Annotated in this window: 17 protein-coding genes; 8 read left to right on the top strand and 9 right to left on the bottom strand. The window is 66.4% G+C overall.

The annotated features are described in order from the left end of the window. Positions 1–69: 69 nt before the first annotated feature. The 3 genes from C8C94_RS17150 to C8C94_RS17160 form a co-directional block, all read right to left on the bottom strand. Positions 70–846: a helix-turn-helix transcriptional regulator gene (locus tag C8C94_RS17150; protein WP_121421560.1), complete on the bottom strand. Its 777-nt coding sequence runs from the start codon at positions 844–846 to the stop codon at positions 70–72. Between the two features lie 89 nt (positions 847–935). Beyond that, positions 936–1166: a hypothetical protein gene (locus C8C94_RS17155; RefSeq protein ID WP_233573500.1), complete on the bottom strand. Its 231-nt coding sequence runs from the start codon at positions 1164–1166 to the stop codon at positions 936–938. After that, positions 1166–4102 (bottom strand): DNA topoisomerase III, encoded by a 2937-nt coding sequence (locus C8C94_RS17160; protein ID WP_121422934.1) that lies wholly within the window; start codon positions 4100–4102, stop codon positions 1166–1168. Before C8C94_RS17160 ends, C8C94_RS17155 begins: the two co-directional genes overlap by 1 nt. Before the next feature lie 131 nt (positions 4103–4233). Between C8C94_RS17160 and C8C94_RS17165 the strand changes: the two genes are divergently transcribed. The 3 genes from C8C94_RS17165 to C8C94_RS17175 are packed head-to-tail and all read left to right on the top strand — an operon-like array spanning position 4234 to position 6489. Further along, positions 4234–4836, top strand: coding sequence for an SET domain-containing protein (locus C8C94_RS17165; protein WP_121421562.1), 603 nt, complete (start codon positions 4234–4236; stop codon positions 4834–4836). After that, positions 4833–5696 carry a biotin--[acetyl-CoA-carboxylase] ligase gene (locus C8C94_RS17170; protein ID WP_121421563.1) on the top strand — a complete coding sequence of 288 codons (864 nt, stop codon included), beginning with the start codon at positions 4833–4835 and terminating at the stop codon, positions 5694–5696. The genes C8C94_RS17165 and C8C94_RS17170 overlap by 4 nt, the downstream gene beginning before the upstream one ends. Before the next feature lie 46 nt (positions 5697–5742). Continuing rightward, entirely contained in the window at positions 5743–6489 is a 747-nt protein-coding gene (locus C8C94_RS17175) for an SPOR domain-containing protein (RefSeq protein WP_121421564.1), read from the top strand. 45 nt (positions 6490–6534) lie between these two features. Here the strand turns inward: C8C94_RS17175 and C8C94_RS17180 are convergent, their stop codons facing one another. From C8C94_RS17180 to C8C94_RS17200, 5 genes are all read right to left on the bottom strand, one after another. Further along, positions 6535–7536, bottom strand: a complete 1002-nt coding sequence (locus tag C8C94_RS17180) for an MBL fold metallo-hydrolase (RefSeq protein ID WP_121421565.1) — start codon at positions 7534–7536, stop codon at positions 6535–6537. Between the two features lie 106 nt (positions 7537–7642). Further along, positions 7643–9094 carry a sensor histidine kinase gene (locus tag C8C94_RS17185; protein ID WP_121421566.1) on the bottom strand — a complete coding sequence of 484 codons (1452 nt, stop codon included), beginning with the start codon at positions 9092–9094 and terminating at the stop codon, positions 7643–7645. 76 nt (positions 9095–9170) lie between these two features. Next, positions 9171–9845 carry a response regulator transcription factor gene (locus tag C8C94_RS17190; RefSeq protein WP_055394601.1) on the bottom strand — a complete coding sequence of 225 codons (675 nt, stop codon included), beginning with the start codon at positions 9843–9845 and terminating at the stop codon, positions 9171–9173. Between the two features lie 139 nt (positions 9846–9984). Next, complete coding sequence (locus C8C94_RS17195) at positions 9985–10914, bottom strand: N-formylglutamate amidohydrolase (RefSeq protein ID WP_121421567.1); 930 nt, start codon at positions 10912–10914, stop codon at positions 9985–9987. A 121-nt stretch (positions 10915–11035) separates the two neighbouring features. After that, complete coding sequence (locus C8C94_RS17200; protein ID WP_121421568.1) at positions 11036–12001, bottom strand: tripartite tricarboxylate transporter substrate binding protein; 966 nt, start codon at positions 11999–12001, stop codon at positions 11036–11038. Positions 12002–12109: 108 nt separating this feature from the next. On the opposite strand from C8C94_RS17200, the gene C8C94_RS17205 reads away from it, so the two are divergent. The 3 genes from C8C94_RS17205 to C8C94_RS17215 all read left to right on the top strand — a co-directional run bounded on the left by C8C94_RS17205 (position 12110) and on the right by C8C94_RS17215 (position 13931). Beyond that, complete coding sequence (locus C8C94_RS17205; RefSeq protein WP_121421569.1) at positions 12110–13087, top strand: LysR substrate-binding domain-containing protein; 978 nt, start codon at positions 12110–12112, stop codon at positions 13085–13087. Between the two features lie 70 nt (positions 13088–13157). After that, complete coding sequence (locus C8C94_RS17210; protein ID WP_121421570.1) at positions 13158–13388, top strand: helix-turn-helix domain-containing protein; 231 nt, start codon at positions 13158–13160, stop codon at positions 13386–13388. A gap of 15 nt (positions 13389–13403) precedes the next feature. Then, positions 13404–13931: a Clp protease N-terminal domain-containing protein gene (locus C8C94_RS17215; RefSeq protein ID WP_121421571.1), complete on the top strand. Its 528-nt coding sequence runs from the start codon at positions 13404–13406 to the stop codon at positions 13929–13931. A 6-nt stretch (positions 13932–13937) separates the two neighbouring features. Here the strand turns inward: C8C94_RS17215 and C8C94_RS17220 are convergent, their stop codons facing one another. After that, positions 13938–14450, bottom strand: a complete 513-nt coding sequence (locus C8C94_RS17220) for a MarR family winged helix-turn-helix transcriptional regulator (RefSeq protein WP_121421572.1) — start codon at positions 14448–14450, stop codon at positions 13938–13940. A 141-nt stretch (positions 14451–14591) separates the two neighbouring features. Here C8C94_RS17220 and recA point away from each other — a divergent pair, with 141 nt between their 5' ends. Next, the gene (gene recA, locus C8C94_RS17225; RefSeq protein ID WP_121422935.1) at positions 14592–15668 is read left to right on the top strand and encodes a recombinase RecA; all 1077 of its coding nucleotides are present in this window, start codon (positions 14592–14594) and stop codon (positions 15666–15668) included. Between the two features lie 82 nt (positions 15669–15750). Beyond that, the gene (gene recX, locus C8C94_RS17230) at positions 15751–16230 is read left to right on the top strand and encodes a recombination regulator RecX (protein WP_121421573.1); all 480 of its coding nucleotides are present in this window, start codon (positions 15751–15753) and stop codon (positions 16228–16230) included. The last annotated feature ends 17 nt before the right edge of the window (positions 16231–16247 follow it).

The raw sequence follows: 16247 nt of genomic DNA on the forward strand, positions 1-16247 counted from the left end.
GCTGCGCGCCGCGCCTTCGCATTGGCCCGGCGGCGTCAATGGCTGTGCGCTGCGCGTCAGCCGCAGCCATCAGGGCCGCAGCTGCGAAGGCGGAAAGCCGAAACGTTCGCGGAAGGCCGCGCTGAAGCGGCTGTGCGATTCATAGCCGCAGCGGGCCGCAATCTCGGACACCTGCAGCGTGGAGCTTTGCAGCAGCACCAGCGCCGTCTCCAGCCGCACATCGCGCAGGCACTGGCTCACGGTCTCGCCCTCTTGCGCCAGGCGGCGCTGCAGGGTGCTCGCGCTGGTGGCAAACGCGGCGGCGATGCGCTCCACCGTCCAGTCGGCCTGCGGGCTGGGGCCGACCAGGCGGCGCACGCGGTCAGCCCAGCCCAGCTCGCCCGGCGGGGCGAAGACGATGCCCGCCTCGGCCAGCATCAGCAGCACTTCGAGCGCTCGGTGTTCGCGCAGTGCCTGCGAACTGGCATCGCTCTCCAGCGCGGCCACGGCGCGCGTGAAACTGTCTTCAAAGGCGGCGTCGGCCGCCAGGCCTGCGCAGCCCTGCACCGGCGGGACGGCTGCAAACTGGCCGAACTGGCGGTGGAACTGCTCCACCAGCTCGGGCGCAAAACACAGGAGCCGCGCCACATAGCGGCCCTGGGGCGCCGGGTCGTTCACCACCTCCCACTGCGCGCCACGCGGCAGCACAAACACCCGACCGCGGGGGTAGCGGTGGCCGCCGCCGGGCGTGACCAGGTGCTTGGTGCCCGAGACCACCCAGCCCACCGAATCCATACGTACGGTGACGGTGTGGATGCGGTGGTGGACCGTGGTGGCAATCTGCAAGGACAGTGCGGGTTCGCCCATCGTTCTTTCCCCTGGGGCTCAAGCGCCATCATCTGCGCAGCGCTGTGCCGGATGATGGCAGTCTTCACCCGACAGCAGCACAAGCACCGTCAGCGCGTGCGCTCTTTCGTTACGCCGACATCGATGTCGCCAAACACGGTAACGCCGCTGGCACCCTGAGGCTGCTGCTGGCTGGCAGGGTCGCCGGAGCGCGCGGAGCCTGCGGTACTGCTGCAACCACCCAGCACACCGACAACCGCCAAGGCCACCAGCGCGGTGCGCCAGAAGCCTTGTGCGAACCGTGCGGGCGATGCTGCGTGTTCCGTGTGGAGCGGCTGCATCATTCGCCGCCCAGGTGGTTGCCCAGAATGCCCGCCAGCTCGAACATGCCCGCGCTGTCCTTGCCGAACACGGCGCGCAGCTTGTCGTCGGCGACGATGGTGCGCTTGTCCTTGGGGTCTTGCAGGTTGTGGGCCTTGATGTATTCCCACATCTTCTTCACGGCCTCGGGGCGCGCCACGGGTTCGTTGCCGATCACGGCAGCCAGCGCGGCACTGGGGGCCTTGCCAGCGGCGGCCTTGCGCGGTGCCTTGGTGGCAGCGGTCTTGGTGGCCGGGGCCTTCTTGGCTGCGGCAGGTTTGGCGGATTTTTTGGCTGCAGCGCTTGTCTTTCCTGCCTTGGCAGCTATCGTTTTAGCAGCAGCGCCTGCCGCAGCAAGTTTACGGGGCGGGAACTTGCTCGGCGCAAACTCAAAGTTGACCTTCCCCGCCTCCTTGTCCCACGCCAGGTGGGCCTTGAAGGCGCGGCGCGTGCGCATGCTCACGAACTTGTCGAGCAGGTCGGTCTTGCCGGTGTCCAGCAGCTTGGTCATCTGCTCGCGCTCCACAGGCTGTTGCAGGATGATCTTGCCGCTTTTGAAGGTGCAACTCGGTGTGGGCTGCGCAGCGGTGGGCACGGCCTTGCTGCACACGTAGTTGCTGCCGTGCTCGTGCACTTCCGATCCGCAGATGGGGCAGGCACCCAGCGACGCGTCTTCAAACTCGACGATCTCGCCAGATTCTTCGCCCTTCTTGTCGTCGCCAAAGTCGAATTCGAGCTTGTAGTTGTGCGCTTCGTCGTCGTACTTGATGACGATCTCGGACGTGAAGGGCCAGCCCGCCTTGGAGCGGAAGCCTTCCAGCGGGCCGATCTTCTTGTCGCGCAGCAGGGCGTTGGCCTCTGCGGTTTCAAACGTGCGGCCTGCGGGCGACTTGCCAAAGCTGAAGCCGCAGCCTTCCGAGCCGGGCTTGCCCACGCAGGCAAAGCGGCGGTAGTTCTCTTTGACCACGCCGCCGCAGTTGGGGCACGGCGATTCGAGCGTGGCGTAGTCGCCGGGGATGGTGTCGCGGTCGTATTCCTTGGCCTTCTTGACCATGCGCTCGGTCATGGCGGCGATCTCGGCCATGAAGGATTCGCGGCTGAGCAGGCCCTTTTCCATTTGCGAGAGCTTGAACTCCCACTCGCCGGTCAGGTCGGCGCGGCAGAGTTCTTCGACCTCCAGCCCGCGCAGCAGCGTCATCAGTTGAAACGCCTTGGCCGTGGGGATGATCTCGCGGCCTTCGCGCAGCATGTACTTTTCAGTCAGCAGACCTTCAATGATGGCCGCGCGCGTGGCTGGCGTGCCCAGGCCTTTTTCCTGCATGGCTTCGCGCAGTTCGTCGTCGTCGATCTGCTTGCCCGCGCTTTCCATGGCGCCCAGCAGCGTGGCTTCGGAATAACGTGCGGGCGGTTTGGTCTTGAGGCCCTTGGGGTCCACCTGCAGGGTGTTGACCATTTCACCGGGCTTCACGGGCACCAGGTTCTGGCCCTTGTCGCCGTCCCTGCCGCCTTCGACCTCGTCGGCCGCTTCCTTGCCGTAGATGGCCAGCCAGCCCGGCTTGACCAGCACCTTGCCTTCGGTCTTGAAGCTGTGCGGGGCCACGGTGCTGATGCGCGTGGTCACCGTGTATTCAGCGCTGGGGAAGAACACCGCCATGAAGCGGCGCACGACCAGGTCGTACAGCTTTTGTTCGGCCTCGCTCAGCCCGCTGGGCGCCTGCAGCGTGGGGATGATGGCAAAGTGATCGCTCACCTTGCTGTTGTCAAAGATGCGCTTGGACGGGCGCACGTAGTTGTTGTTCAGCGCGGTGAGCGCGTGCGGCGCCAGGTGGCGCATGCCGCTGTCGGCCAGCATCTCGAAGGTCTGCTTGGCCACGGGCAGATAGTCTTCGGGCAGCGCGCGCGAGTCGGTACGTGGGTAGGTCAGGGCCTTGTGGCGCTCGTACAGGCTCTGCGCCAGCGCCAGCGTGGTCTTGGCCGAGAAGCCGAACTTGCCGTTGGCCTCACGCTGCAGGCTGGTCAGGTCGAACAGCAGGGGCGAGGCTTGCGTGGTGGGCTTGCTCTCTTCGGTGACGGTGGCCTGCTTGCCGCGCACGGCGTTGGCAATGGCCGTGGCTTCGGCGGCAGACCACACGCGGTCGGCGCGGGCTTCCACATCCTCGCCCTTCTTCCACTTGGGGTCGAACCACTTGGCGGGGTATTCACCGGCCTGCGCACCGAAGGTGGCGTGGATTTCCCAATAGTCGCGGCTGATGAACTTGCGGATCTTTTCTTCGCGCTCCACCACCAGCGACAGGGTGGGCGTCTGCACCCGGCCCACGGTGGTCAGGAAGAACCCGCCGTCGCGCGAGTTGAACGCCGTCATGGCGCGCGTGCCGTTGATGCCCACCAGCCAGTCGGCTTCAGAGCGGCTGCGGGCTGCACTGGCCAGGCCCGCCATCTGCTGCTCGGTGCGCAGGGCGTCAAAGCCGTCCCGGATGGCCTGGGGCGTCATGGACTGCAGCCACAGGCGCTTCACAGGCTTGCCCAGGGGCTTGGCGCCGCCAGCGTATTGCTCGATCAGGCGGAAGATCAACTCACCCTCGCGGCCCGCGTCACAGGCGTTGATGAGTTGCGTCACGTCCTTGCGCTTGGCTTGCTTGACCACGGCGTTCAGGCGCGTCTTGGTCTTGTCCACGGGCTTCAGGTCGAAGTACGGCGGGATCACGGGCAGGTGCGCAAAGCTCCACTTGCCACGCTTCACGTCAAACTCTTCGGGCGCCTGGATTTCTACCAGGTGGCCCACGGCGCTGGTGACTACATAGCGGTCGTTCTCGAAGTGGTCTTCGTGCTTGTCGAACTTGCCGGCCACGGGGGTCAATGCGCGCACGATGTCTTGCGCGACAGAGGGTTTTTCTGCAATTACCAGGGTCTTGGTCATTTTGGGGCTCTCGCCAGTCATTCTGGTTGCCCGGGTTCCGGGCGCTTCTACAATTCGGGTCTCACGCGCATGCACACGCATACACGCGCACGCACACATGTGTGCACTATCAAGTTAACAGAGTTTTTGCCATGCCCCGCTCCGCATCGCCTGCCGCCCCCACCCTTGCACCGGGCCGCCGCATCCAGACCCGGCGCTCTGGCGTCCATGGCAAGGGCGTGTTTGCCGTGCAGGATATTGCGGAAGGCGAAGTCCTTGTGGAGTACACGGGCGAAGTGATTGGCTGGCAGGAAGCGCAGGACCGGCACCCACACGACCCCCTGCAACCCAACCACACGTTCTACTTTCATGTGGATGAAGACCACGTGATCGACGCAAAGTTCGGCGGCAATTCGTCGCGCTGGATCAACCACAGCTGCAACCCCAACTGCTACGCCGATGAGCGGGAAGGCCGCATTTTTATCACCGCGCTGCGCAATATCAAGGCGGGCGAAGAGCTGAACTACGACTACGGCCTGATCATCGAAGAGCGCTACACCAAGAAGCTCAAGGCCGAATACCCCTGCTGGTGCGGCAGCAAGAACTGCCGGGGCACGCTGCTGGCGCCCAAGCGCGGCTGGGCACCACCGGTGCCGTTGCCACCATCCAAACCCTCTCCAACCAAGTCTTCCGCCAAAAAAGCCAAAGCCCCCAACGCGCCTTCAACCACCAAGCCACGGGGCCGAAGCCAGTGAGCGCCGCCTCCCCCATCCGCTGGCCCGCCGAGGCCATCTGGGAAGCGGTGTCACCGCTGTTACCGGGCTTTACCGTCGAGGTGCTGCCCACCATCGACTCCACCAACACCGAGCTGATGCGCCGCGCGCGCAACGGCCAGTGCGAGCCCACGCTGCTGGTGGCCGAGCAGCAGACCGCCGGGCGCGGGCGGCTGGGGCGGGTGTGGCAAAGCGATGTGGGGGCTTCCCTCATGATGTCGCTGGGGCTGCCGCTGGCGCCGCAGGATTGGTCGGGTCTCTCGCTCGCTGTGGGGGTGAGCGTGGCTGAAAGCCTGCAGCCCGTGCTGCCCGCTCTGGGCGCCGACCAGCCCGCGCGTGTGGGGCTCAAGTGGCCCAACGACCTCTGGCTGGGCGGCGCGGCGGGTGACCGCAAGCTGGGCGGCATCCTGGTGGAGACTGCTAGTTTTGTGGCGCCCCAGGCGGCTTCTGCTGCAACGGCCAGTGCCAGCACCGCACGGTATGTGGTGGTGGGCATCGGCATCAACGTGCTGCCGCGCAGCGCCGAGGGCATGAGCATGCCGCCCGGCAGCTTGCAGGACGTAGAGCCCGGCTTGGACGCCCCCACCGCGCTGCTGCGCATCGTGCCGCCACTGGTGGCCATGCTGCGCTCGTTTGAAGGCTACGGGTTTGGCCCCATGCAGCCCCGCTTTACAGCCCGCGATGTGCTGCAGGGCCGGGCCGTGACGCTGAGCGACGGCCACACCGGCACGGCGCACGGCGTGGGGGACGATGGTGCGCTGCTGGTGCACACTGCGGGCGGCATGCAAGCCATCACGAGTTCCGAAATCAGCGTGCGGCCCACTGCGGTGCCTCCGGTGTGAAGAAGCTCCCTTTGTTGATCTCGATGTTCCTGAAAGGCCGCGCTCCATGCTACGTCTTGCCGTGATCGCACTGCTGCTGGCCAACGCGGGCTACTACGCGTGGTCGCAAGGGCTGCTCAAGGACTGGGGCTTTGCCCCCGAGGAACAGGCAGAGCCGCAGCGCATGAACCAGCAGATCCGGCCCGAGACGCTGCAGATCCTGCGTGTGAACCCCAGTAAAACATCTTCCTCTTCCTCCTCCTCTTCTTCTTCGTCCTCCCCCCCACCCGCTCCCTCCACCCCCGGCACGGCCACCGCATCGGCCGACGTGGCGTCTTCCGCCGCTTCCTCCCCACCCCCTGCCGATGCCGCCGAATGCCTGCAGGCCGGTGTATTTGACGAGCGCCAGGCCGACGCCCTGCGTACCGCCGCCGCCAACCTGCCACCGGGCAGCTGGCTGCTGGAGCCCACGCCCATCCCGGGCCGCTGGATGGTCTACATGGGCCGCTTTGAAGACCTGGAAACGCTGGACCGCAAACGCGCCGAACTGCGGGCCCGCAAGGTGGACCACGACCGGGCAGGCGGCACACTGGAGTACGGCCTCTCGCTCGGCCGTTTTTCGTCCAAAGAGGCCGCAGAGCGCGAACTGGCCAACCTGGGCAACAAGGGCGTGCGCACGGCCCGCGTGATCCAGGAGCGGCCCGAGTCCCCCGGCTTCACGCTGCGCCTGCCCGCCGTGACCGACGCACTGCGCCCGCAGTTCGACGCGCTGCGCAGCGCCATGGCGGGCAAGACGCTGCGCAACTGCGCGTAACGGCAGCAGCTGCGATGGCGGGGCCATCGCTTGCGCCGCCGGTTGTCACATCGGGACGGCGCGCGTCTCGCCGTGGCGCATGAGCCAGACCCGGTCCTGCGCCAGGCCGCGCTGCGCCAGCGCTGCGGCCACGTCGCGCGGCGGGTGGTCAAACGCCTCCTGCGTCAGCATGAACGTGCCCCAGTGCACGCCCATGGCCTGCTTGGCGTCCACATCCAGCATCAGCTGCACGGCGTCCTCGGGGTTCACGTGCATGGGTTTCATGAAATCGCGCGGCAAGTAGGCGCCGATGGGCAGGGCCAGGAAATCGACTGCCCCCAGGCGCTGGCGGATGGCCTTGAAGTCGTCGCTGTAGCCCGTATCGCCCGGAAACAGAAAACGCCAGGGGTCCCCAGCGTCCGGGCGCGCCCATTCCAGCGCGTAGCCGCCCCACAGCGAGGCGTTGGTATCCCACGGGGTACGGCGGCTCCAGTGCTGGGCGGGCGTGAAGTGCACCCGCACACCCGGGGCGATGTCGGTGTGTTCCCACCAGTTCAGCTCGGTCACGGGACCCATGCCGCGTTGGGCGAACCAACCTCCCAGGCCCAGAGGCACCACAAAACGCGGCGATTGGCCCGCGTCGCGCAGGCGGCGCAAGGTGCCGTAGCACAGGTGGTCGTAGTGGTTGTGCGAGATCAGCACCACGTCGATGGGCGGCAACTGCTCGGGGGTCAGCGGTGCCGGTACGCGGCGTGGTGCGCCAAAGCGGCCGAGTGGCCCGGCAAAGCCGCACAGTGTCGGGTCCATGAGCACGTTCAGGCCCGCCACCTGCAGCAGGATGGACACATGGCCCAGCCAGGTGATGACCGGTGCCTGCGGGCGCTGCGCCAGGCGCGCGTGGTCCACGGGCGCGCTCCACTGCCGGGCAAAGGCTTCATAACCCCCGGCGGGGTCCGAGCGGGGTTTGAAATCGCCGCGCAGCGAGCGCCACACCATCTCGTACCAGGGGAAATTGCCAATGACGACGCCGGGATGGGTGTTGGCAAAACGGCGGGGTGATGGGGTCATGGTGGCGGCTTCGGGTCAAAGAGGTCGCATGATGCCGCAGCCCAGTGCGGGGCGGTGGGGTGTAGTGCATCGCCCCTGTGGCGTGCCCGTATTCGGGCGTTGCTGTTCAGCCGCCCGCCACCTCATCGCGCGCGGCAAAACGCACGCTGAAGCGCGCGCCCGGCGGCTGCTGGCCCGGGCGTGCGTCCTCCAGCGTGACCTCCGCCTCGTGCTTGCGCGCAATCTCCAGCACGATGGGCAGGCCCAGACCGGAGCCGTCGGCCTCGCTGCCCAACGCACGGTAGAACGGCTGGAACACCAGTTCGCGTTCGGCTTCAGGCACGCCAGGGCCCGAGTCTTCGACCTGCAGCAGCAGCACATGGCCAAACGTGTCGGCCAGCACCCGGGCGGTGACCACGCCGGGCTTGTCGGGCGTGGAAGGGGTGTAGTTGAGGGCGTTGTCCACCAGGTTGCGCACCAGTTCCTTGAGCAGCGTGGGGTTGCCGTCGAGCATCACGCCGGACGAGCCCGGCTCTGCACCGTCGTAGCCCAGGTCGATGTGCCTTTCCAGGGCGCGGGGCACCGAGTCGCGCACCACCTCGATGGTGAGCCGGGCCAGGTCGCAGGGCTGGCGCGCAAAACCCACGCCGCTGCCCTCGGCGCGCGCCAGCGCCAGCAGCTGGTTGACGGTGTGTGTGGCGCGGATGCTGGAGCGGCCAATCTGCTGCAGCGAGCGCTTGAGTTCCTCGGTGCTGGTGCCCTCGCGCTGGGCCAGGTCGGCTTGCATGCGCAGGCCTGCCAGGGGCGTCTTGAGCTGGTGCGCCGCGTCGGCCAAAAAGCGCTTTTGCGTGGCCAGCGAGTCGTTCAGGCGCTGCAGCAGGTCGTTCACCGAGGCAACGAGGGGCGCCACTTCGAGCGGCACCGTGCGGTCGTCCAGCGGGGAGAGGTCGTCGGGGTTGCGCGCGCGGATGCGCTGCTCCAGCTGGTTGAGCGGCTGGATGCCCCGCGCCAGCGCCAGCCACACCAGCAACACGGCCAGCGGCAGGATCACGAACTGCGGGAGCATCACGCCCTTGATGATTTCGGTGGCCAGCACGCTGCGCTTTTCGCGCGTTTCTGCCACCTGCACCAGCGCCACGGGGGTATCTGGCAAGGGCAGGCGCACCCAGATGTAGGCGACGCGGATCTCAATGCCGCGCATTTCGCCGTCGCGCAGGCGCACCTCGCCGGACATGGGCACCTCGTCGGCGGGCGGCTCGGGCAGCTCGCGCTCGCCGGAGAGGAACTCCCCGCCGGGGCCCAGCACCTGGTAGTAGACGATGTCGGACTCATCGGCTCGCAGGATCTCGCTGGCAGGCTGGGGCAGGTTGAACTGCACCTTGTTGCCCGCCACGCCCACCAGCTGGGCGAGGGCGTGGGCGTTGTATTCGAGCGCCCGGTCAAACGGCTTGTTGGCCAGGCCCTGCGCCACCAGCCAGGTCAGCGCCAGGCTGACGGGCCACAGCAGCAGCAGCGGCGTGAGCATCCAGTCGAGGATTTCGCCGAACAGGGATCGCTGCTCTCGCTGGAATATTTTCAAGGCGCTTGCCGTGGTGGTTTTGAATGAAATTGGCCTCTAGCGCTTATCCATCAAGCGCAAGCAGCTATCATTTTTACTATCCTGGAATCTTCTCAAGGCAGTAACCGAGGCCGCGCACGGTGGCGATGCGGATGGGGCCACCCTCGATCTTCTTGCGCAGGCGGTGGATGTAGACCTCGATAGCGTTGTTGCTGACTTCTTCGCCCCACTCGCACAGGCGCTCCACCAGTTGCTCCTTGCTCACCAGGCGGCCCGCGCGCTGCAGCAGCACCTCCAAGAGGCCCAGCTCGCGCGCCGACAGCTCGATCATCTTGCCGTCGATGGTGGCCACTCGGCCGGCCTGGTCGTACACCAGCGGACCGTGTTTGATGGCGCTGCTGGTGCCGCCCATTCCCCGCCGCGTGAGGGCGCGCACGCGGGCTTCGAGCTCCTGCAAGCTGAAGGGCTTGGCCATGTAGTCGTCGGCGCCAAAGTCCAGGCCCTTCACACGCTCTTCCACGCTGTCGGCAGCGGTGAGGATGAGCACGGGCAGGGCCGAGCCTCGGCCGCGCAGCTTTTTGAGCACCTCCAGCCCGTGCATCTTGGGCAGGCCCAAGTCCAGGATGAGCAGGTCGAATTCGTTGTTGGTCAGGAGCGCTGCATCGGCCTCGGTGCCGCTGGCCACGTGGTCCACCACGGCTCCCGAGGCGCGCAGGGTGCGCAGCAGGCCATCGGCCAGCACCTGGTCGTCTTCGGCAATGAGAATGCGCATGCGTTGTCTCCTGGTGGGGTGGCGGCGGTCTGGTGCCGCGCCTGTGCCACGATTTTAGGCGCCGCAGTGCCCCGCTGCGCCGAGAACACGGCGCCTGTGGCGCGCGTGTTCCCCGGCGGCCTTGCCAGTGAGCACAAGGTTAGCGCGGGTCGTGCGCCAGCAGCTTGCTGACCAGGGTTTTCAGGTCGGCCTGCAAGCGCACCATGCCCTCGGGCACCTGCGCCAGCGTGCGCTCGTCCATATAGAGCTTGCGGTTGATCTCGACTTGGATGCTGTGGCGGTGCTGCGCAGGGTTGCCATAGCGGCGCACCAGCTCCACGCCTTTGTAGGGGTGGTTGTATTCCACGCTGTAGCCACACGCGCGCAGGTGATCGCAGATCAGTGCGGACAGCGCGGGGCTGGCCGTGGTGCCGTCGCGGTCGCCCACCACGAAATCGGCGTGTTCGAGGCCCGGAAACTCGGTGGCAAAGCGCCCGGCCACGGCGGGCATGGAATGGCAGTTGAGGTGGATGCTGTAGCCGTGGCGCGCATGGGCGGCATCGATGGCCTGGGCAACTGCCGCGTGGTAGGGGCGCCAGCATTGGTCGATGCGCGCACGCACTTCGGCCACGGTGAGCTGTCGGTGGTAGATGGGCTCACCCTCGTCGGTGAACTTCCAGATCAGGCCCTTGCCCAGGCGCACCTTGCTGAGCACCTTGGGGTCGGTGGAAATGGGGTCGGTCCATTCGCCGTCGATCAGGCAGGTATCCAGCTCGGTGGTGTCGCGGTTGGCATCCAGGTAGATGCGGGGGAAGTGGGCCTCGACCCAGGCCACGCCCAGCGCCGGGGCAAAGGCGTAGATTTTTTCGACGTGGGTATCTTCCGCACGGCGCAGGGTGGCCAAGGCGAGGGCGGAGCCAAAGTCGGCGGGGTACTGAGTGCCGCTGTGGGGAGAGTCAAGCACCAGCGGTGTGCTGCCGGACACCGCAGTGACGGTGGCAGATGGTTGCGTGGCCTGCCCGGGTGAACCGGTGGCTCCCGGTTGGGCGTGCTGAAAGCGGTGGTGGATCAGTTTCAAGGCTGAATGCATAGGCAGAGTGTGCGCAAAATGGGGCGGCTGGCCTAGCCGTCCAGACCGGGCGAAGACCATGGTTATCCCTGTGACGGTCTTCCCCGGCTATGGCCGCCGGGCCCGCGGGCCCGGTGTGGGTTCAATCGAGCACCACCTTGGCGTAGGCGGCAACACCCTTCATTTTCTCGATCTCACGGGCGATCTGTGCGGTGAATTCCTTGGAGGTTGTACCGGAGGGGTACAGGCCCTGACCCGCCAGGCGTTCGCGCACGGCAGGTTCCTTGAGGGCCTGGGCCACGGCCTGCTGGATGCGGTCTATGGCCGCGGCGGGCGTCCCCGCCGGGGCCACCATGCCAAACCAGGAGGGCTCGTTGGCCTGTTTGTAGCCCACCGCAGCATAGGTGGGCACATCGGGCAGGACTTCCAGCCGCACCGGCCACGACACGGCCAGCGCCCTGAGCTTTCCAGCCTTGATGTGGGGCAGCGAGGAAGCCACCTGGTCAAAGTACACCCCCACCTGGCCAGCCAGCACGTCGTTGATGGCCGGACCCGCACCGCGGTAAGGGATGTGAACCATGGAGACACCTGCGCTGCGCTTGAACAGCTCGCCCCACATGTGTCCGATGGTGCCGTTGCCCGGAGTGGCATAAGCCACTTTGCCGGGGTTGGCCTTGAGATAGCTCACCAGCTCGGCGAGGTCTTTGACGGGCAGGACGGCCGGGTTGACCACCACCACGCCGGGCGCTTTCACGATCTCGGTCACGCCCACAAAGTCCTTGATTGGATCGTAAGGCAGCTTGCTGTACACGGCAGGGTTCACACCGTGGGTGGACAACGTGGCCACGCCCAGGGTCAGACCGTCCGCAGAAGCCCGCGCCACTTCAGCCATGCCGATGGAGCCGCCTGCGCCGCCCCGGTTTTCCAGCACCACGGGCTGCTTGAGGATGCGGGCCAGTGACTCCTGCAAGCTGCGGGCGGTGATGTCGGTAGCCCCGCCGGGGGGAAAGGGCACGATGATACGCAGAGGCTTGACCTCTTGCGCCAAGGACATTCCAGGAACGAAAGATACAGCGGCCAGCGCTGAAAGCATGTGACGGCGTTGCATGGGTTCTTCTCCTATAAGGAGCGACAAGGTTAAGTGAGGCATACACAACCGCCAAGCAATGGATACGCCTGATAACATTCCATTGTGGAATGATTAAATCCAACAACCATGTCCTCTCTTCGTCGGCTGTCGCCCCCTTTGCACCTGTTGCGCGCGTTTTCCATGGTCACGCGGTTTGGTAGCGTCTCGCGCGCTGCCGAGGCCTTGCACCTCACGCAAAGCGCGGTCAGCAAGCAGGTCAAGGAGCTGGAGGGCTGGGTGGGCGTGGCATTGTTTGAGCGCAGCCGCAAGCGCTTGGCGCTGACGCCCGCGGGCGAACGCTACGAGAAAGCCGTGCGCGCTGTGCTGGCGCAGCTGGAGGCCGCCACCCTGGAGCTGATCACCAGCGACGACGGTGGCGGGGCGCTGCACCTGTCCAGCCTGCCCACGTTTGCGGCCAAGTGGCTCATCCCCCGCCTGCCGCAGTTCCAGCAGCTTCACCCGCAGGTCACGCTGCACTTCGTGCCCTACGTGCACAGCTACGACTTCGAGCGGCCCGAGCTGGACTGCTCCATCCTGTTCGGTGAAGGCCACTGGCCCGGCGCACACGCGCACTACATCACGGGCAATGAGGTGGCCTTGATCGCCCCGCGCACCCGCGTGGCCGACTGGACCATCGACACGCCAGGCGATGTGGCCCACCACACACTGATGCGCCACGTGACGGTGCCTGAAGCATGGCTGCGCTGGAGCGAGACGCACGGGGTGGAGGCCCTCATCGACCCGCTGGCTGGGCCGCAGTTCGACCAGTTCCAGACCATGATCCGCGCGGTGATGGCCGGCATGGGCCTGGCGCTGGTGCCGCGCTGCCTGGTGCAGGATGAAATCACGGCGGGCCTGGTGCGCGAGCCCCTTGCCGACCATCCGCTGCGCGGCGGCTACCGCAGCGACATGGGCTACTGGTTTTGCTACCCGGAGGGCCGCACGCAGCTGCAGGCGCTGCAGTGCTTTCGACAGTGGTTGCTGGCGTGTGAATCGCCCGGGGGTGAGACAGTGCTTTCGCCACCCACACCGGGTGCAGGGCCGATCGCGCTCGCTCCGCGGTGACGCCTTGCTGACAACAGGCCGTCGTCAACATGGGTTGACGAGAGAGATGTTCGTCAACTATAGTTGACGAATGCAAGCGCCACCCGCACTCCCCTCACCCGACAACCCCGAGGCCGCGCTGGCTGCCGTAGTCGCCTTGCGGCTGATGGCCGACCGGCTGGAAGCCGCCGCCGTGGCTGCGGCGCTGGAGCAAGGGTGGTCGTGGGCACAGATTGCCCAGGCCCTGGGCGTGAGCAAGCAGGCAGCGCACAAGCGCCTGTCACCCCACATGCCCCAGGCCCCACAGCGCCCCCGTTCTTGAGAAGGAGTTATCACCATGTTTCGCCAATTGCAGCACCGCTTCCAGAGCATGCGCACCCTGAGCCGCCTGTGCACCGGCGCCGAGGCACATGCCCGCGCAAGCGGCCAAGCCGCACCGGGGGCAGAGCATTTTTTGCTGGCCGCCATCGACCTTCCCGACGGGTCGGCCCGGCGTGCGCTGGAGAGCGTGGGCGTCGCACCCGCCGCCGTGCGGGATGCGATCGAGCAGCAGTACCGCGATGCGCTACGCAGCGTGGGGCTGGATGCAACCCTGCCGCAGGCGCCAGCCCTCGCGCCACCGGCCCCAGGCCTCTACCGGGCACAGCCATCGGGCCAGGAGGTCATGCAGACGCTGGCGCGCTCCCGCAAGAGCCAGGGCGGCCCCCTTCTGGGCGCCCACGTGGTGGCAGCCGTGGCCACCATGCCGCACGGCGTGGCGGCACGCACGCTGCGTGCCATGGGCATTGACGCTGACCAGCTGGTGGCAGCGGCGCAGGCCCAGGTGTCAACGGCAACAGCAACCGCAACGGGTACAGCCGACTAGCCGGGTTCAGCGCATCAACATGCCCGCCCCATCGCCGCCCGCATAGGCTTCCAGCCCAATCGCCACCACAGTGGCCACGTCATGGCCCACTTCGGCCCGGAACTCGGCCTCCGCCTGCGCCACAGCATCGCGAAACGCCTGCAGCCAGGCCAACCCCGTGGACGTAAAACACACGCGGCGGGCGCGCGCGTCCAGCGGGTCGGCCTCGCGCGTGACCAGGCCCCAGGCCTCGCACTGGTCCACCAGGTTGGCCATGGCCTGCTTGGTCATGCCCGCGCGCAGGGCCAGGTCGGTCAGTCGGTCGCCCTGCAAGGCCAGATGCCGTGTGATGTGCACGTGCGCGGCCGTCACCTGGTCGCGCGCCGCCAGGTTGGACAGCGCCAGCGGCACCTCCACATTGCGCGCCATGAGCTGCAGCACGCGCGCGTCAAAACGCCGCATGGCGTGGCCGAACAGGCGACCCAGGTGGGTCTGGCGCCAGCCGTCTTCGGCAGGGGATGGAAGGGGCGAATCAGGCATCACCGAATTGTCAGGCAAACTGACTAAATTATCCTTGAAGACCTTGCAACGGCTCGCATAAACTACTGTTCAAGCATCCAGCCTGTGATTAATCGCAGAGCAGTGCAAACATCCAACCTGTTGTTTTTCAAGGAGTTTCTCATGGACGTCGCAGTCAAAGGCACCAACCCCGCATTGCCCGTGAACACCGAAAAGGCCAAGGCCCTGGCCGCTGCGCTCGCCCAGATCGAGAAGCAGTTTGGCAAGGGCACGATCATGCGCCTGGGTGAAGGTGAGGTGATCGAGGACATCCAGGTTGTCTCCACCGGCTCGCTGGGCCTCGATATCGCGCTGGGCGTGGGCGGTCTGCCCCGTGGCCGTGTGGTCGAGATCTATGGCCCGGAATCGTCGGGCAAGACCACGCTCACGCTGCAGGTGATTGCCGAGATGCAGAAGCTGGGCGGTACCTGCGCGTTTGTGGATGCCGAACACGCGCTGGATGTGCAGTACGCCCAGAAACTGGGGGTGCAACTGTCCGACCTGCTGATCAGCCAGCCCGACACCGGCGAGCAGGCGCTGGAAATTGTGGACAGCCTGGTGCGCTCCGGCGCCGTGGACCTGATCGTGGTGGACTCGGTCGCCGCGCTCACGCCCAAGGCCGAAATCGAAGGCGAGATGGGCGACGCCTTGCCCGGCCTGCAGGCCCGCCTGATGAGCCAGGCGCTGCGCAAGCTGACCGCCACGATCAAGAAGACCAATTGCATGGTCATCTTCATCAACCAGATCCGCATGAAGATCGGCGTGATGTTCGGCTCGCCCGAAACCACCACCGGCGGTAACGCGCTCAAGTTCTATGCCTCCGTGCGCCTGGATATCCGCCGCACCGGCACCATCAAGAAGGGCGACGAAGCCATCGGCAACGAAACCAAGGTCAAGGTGGTCAAGAACAAGGTGTCTCCCCCGTTCAAGACAGCAGAGTTCGACATCCTGTTTGGCGAAGGCATCAGCCGCGAGGGCGAAATCATCGACATGGGCGTGACCGCCAAGATCGTGGAAAAGAGCGGTGCCTGGTATGCCTACAACGGCGAAAAAATCGGCCAGGGCCGCGACAACGCGCGTGAGTTCCTGCGCGAGAACCCCGACCTCGCCCGCGAGATCGAGAACAAGGTGCGCGAAGGCCTGGGCATTGCGCTGCTGCCTGGCGCACTGCAGGCCCCTGCCGCCACTGCGGACGAGTGAACTCCGAAATTTCAAGCAAAATTGGCTGCTAGCGCTTGATTGGCAAGCACCAGCAGCTATTAAATTTGAAGCAAATAGATTCATGGGGTTCACCACGCTCTCGCTCAAGGGCCGGGCCCTGCGCCTGCTAAGCCAGCGGGAGCATTCCCGCAGCGAGCTGGCCGCCAAGCTGGCGCCCCATGCAGAGAGCCCCGAGGAGCTGGCCGCCCTGCTGGACCTGCTGGTGGAGCAGGACTGGCTGAGCGACAAGCGCGCGGCCCAATCCCTGGTGCACCGCCGTGGCCCCCGCCTGGGTGCAGCCCGCCTCGTTCGGGAACTGCGCAACCGGGGAGTGGCCGATGAGCTGGTGCGCGAGGCCACGGCCCCGCTGCTGGCCACCGAGGTGCAGCGTGCCCGAGAGGTATGGCAGCGCAAGTTTGGCCAGGTGCCGCTGGACATGAAAGAACGCTCGCGCCAGGTCCGCTTCCTGATGGCACGCGGCTTCACGATGCATGCCATCCAGAAAGCCATTGGTGGCGATACGGGCGGCGACACGAATGACGAGAACCCTTGCGCCACCTGACCCAACCGGGCAGCGTC

Source organism: Acidovorax sp. 94 (assembly GCF_003634645.1).
GTDB classification, from domain to species: domain Bacteria; phylum Pseudomonadota; class Gammaproteobacteria; order Burkholderiales; family Burkholderiaceae_C; genus Acidovorax; species Acidovorax facilis.

Bases quoted from the DNA above. Each gene is read 5' to 3' on its own strand.
- C8C94_RS17150 (WP_121421560.1), bottom strand. From the start codon at position 846: ATGGGCGAACCCGCACTGTCCTTGCAGATTGCCACCACGGTCCACCAC.
- C8C94_RS17190 (WP_055394601.1), bottom strand. From the start codon at position 9,845: ATGCGCATTCTCATTGCCGAAGACGACCAGGTGCTGGCCGATGGCCTG.
- C8C94_RS17205 (WP_121421569.1), top strand. From the start codon at position 12,110: ATGTCCTCTCTTCGTCGGCTGTCGCCCCCTTTGCACCTGTTGCGCGCG.
- C8C94_RS17210 (WP_121421570.1), top strand. From the start codon at position 13,158: ATGCAAGCGCCACCCGCACTCCCCTCACCCGACAACCCCGAGGCCGCG.
- C8C94_RS17215 (WP_121421571.1), top strand. From the start codon at position 13,404: ATGTTTCGCCAATTGCAGCACCGCTTCCAGAGCATGCGCACCCTGAGC.
- C8C94_RS17175 (WP_121421564.1), top strand. From the start codon at position 5,743: ATGCTACGTCTTGCCGTGATCGCACTGCTGCTGGCCAACGCGGGCTAC.
- C8C94_RS17160 (WP_121422934.1), bottom strand. From the start codon at position 4,102: ATGACCAAGACCCTGGTAATTGCAGAAAAACCCTCTGTCGCGCAAGAC.
- C8C94_RS17155 (WP_233573500.1), bottom strand. From the start codon at position 1,166: ATGCAGCCGCTCCACACGGAACACGCAGCATCGCCCGCACGGTTCGCA.
- C8C94_RS17220 (WP_121421572.1), bottom strand. From the start codon at position 14,450: ATGCCTGATTCGCCCCTTCCATCCCCTGCCGAAGACGGCTGGCGCCAG.
- C8C94_RS17165 (WP_121421562.1), top strand. From the start codon at position 4,234: ATGCCCCGCTCCGCATCGCCTGCCGCCCCCACCCTTGCACCGGGCCGC.
- C8C94_RS17200 (WP_121421568.1), bottom strand. From the start codon at position 12,001: ATGCAACGCCGTCACATGCTTTCAGCGCTGGCCGCTGTATCTTTCGTT.
- recA (WP_121422935.1), top strand. From the start codon at position 14,592: ATGGACGTCGCAGTCAAAGGCACCAACCCCGCATTGCCCGTGAACACC.
- recX (WP_121421573.1), top strand. From the start codon at position 15,751: ATGGGGTTCACCACGCTCTCGCTCAAGGGCCGGGCCCTGCGCCTGCTA.
- C8C94_RS17180 (WP_121421565.1), bottom strand. From the start codon at position 7,536: ATGACCCCATCACCCCGCCGTTTTGCCAACACCCATCCCGGCGTCGTC.
- C8C94_RS17195 (WP_121421567.1), bottom strand. From the start codon at position 10,914: ATGCATTCAGCCTTGAAACTGATCCACCACCGCTTTCAGCACGCCCAA.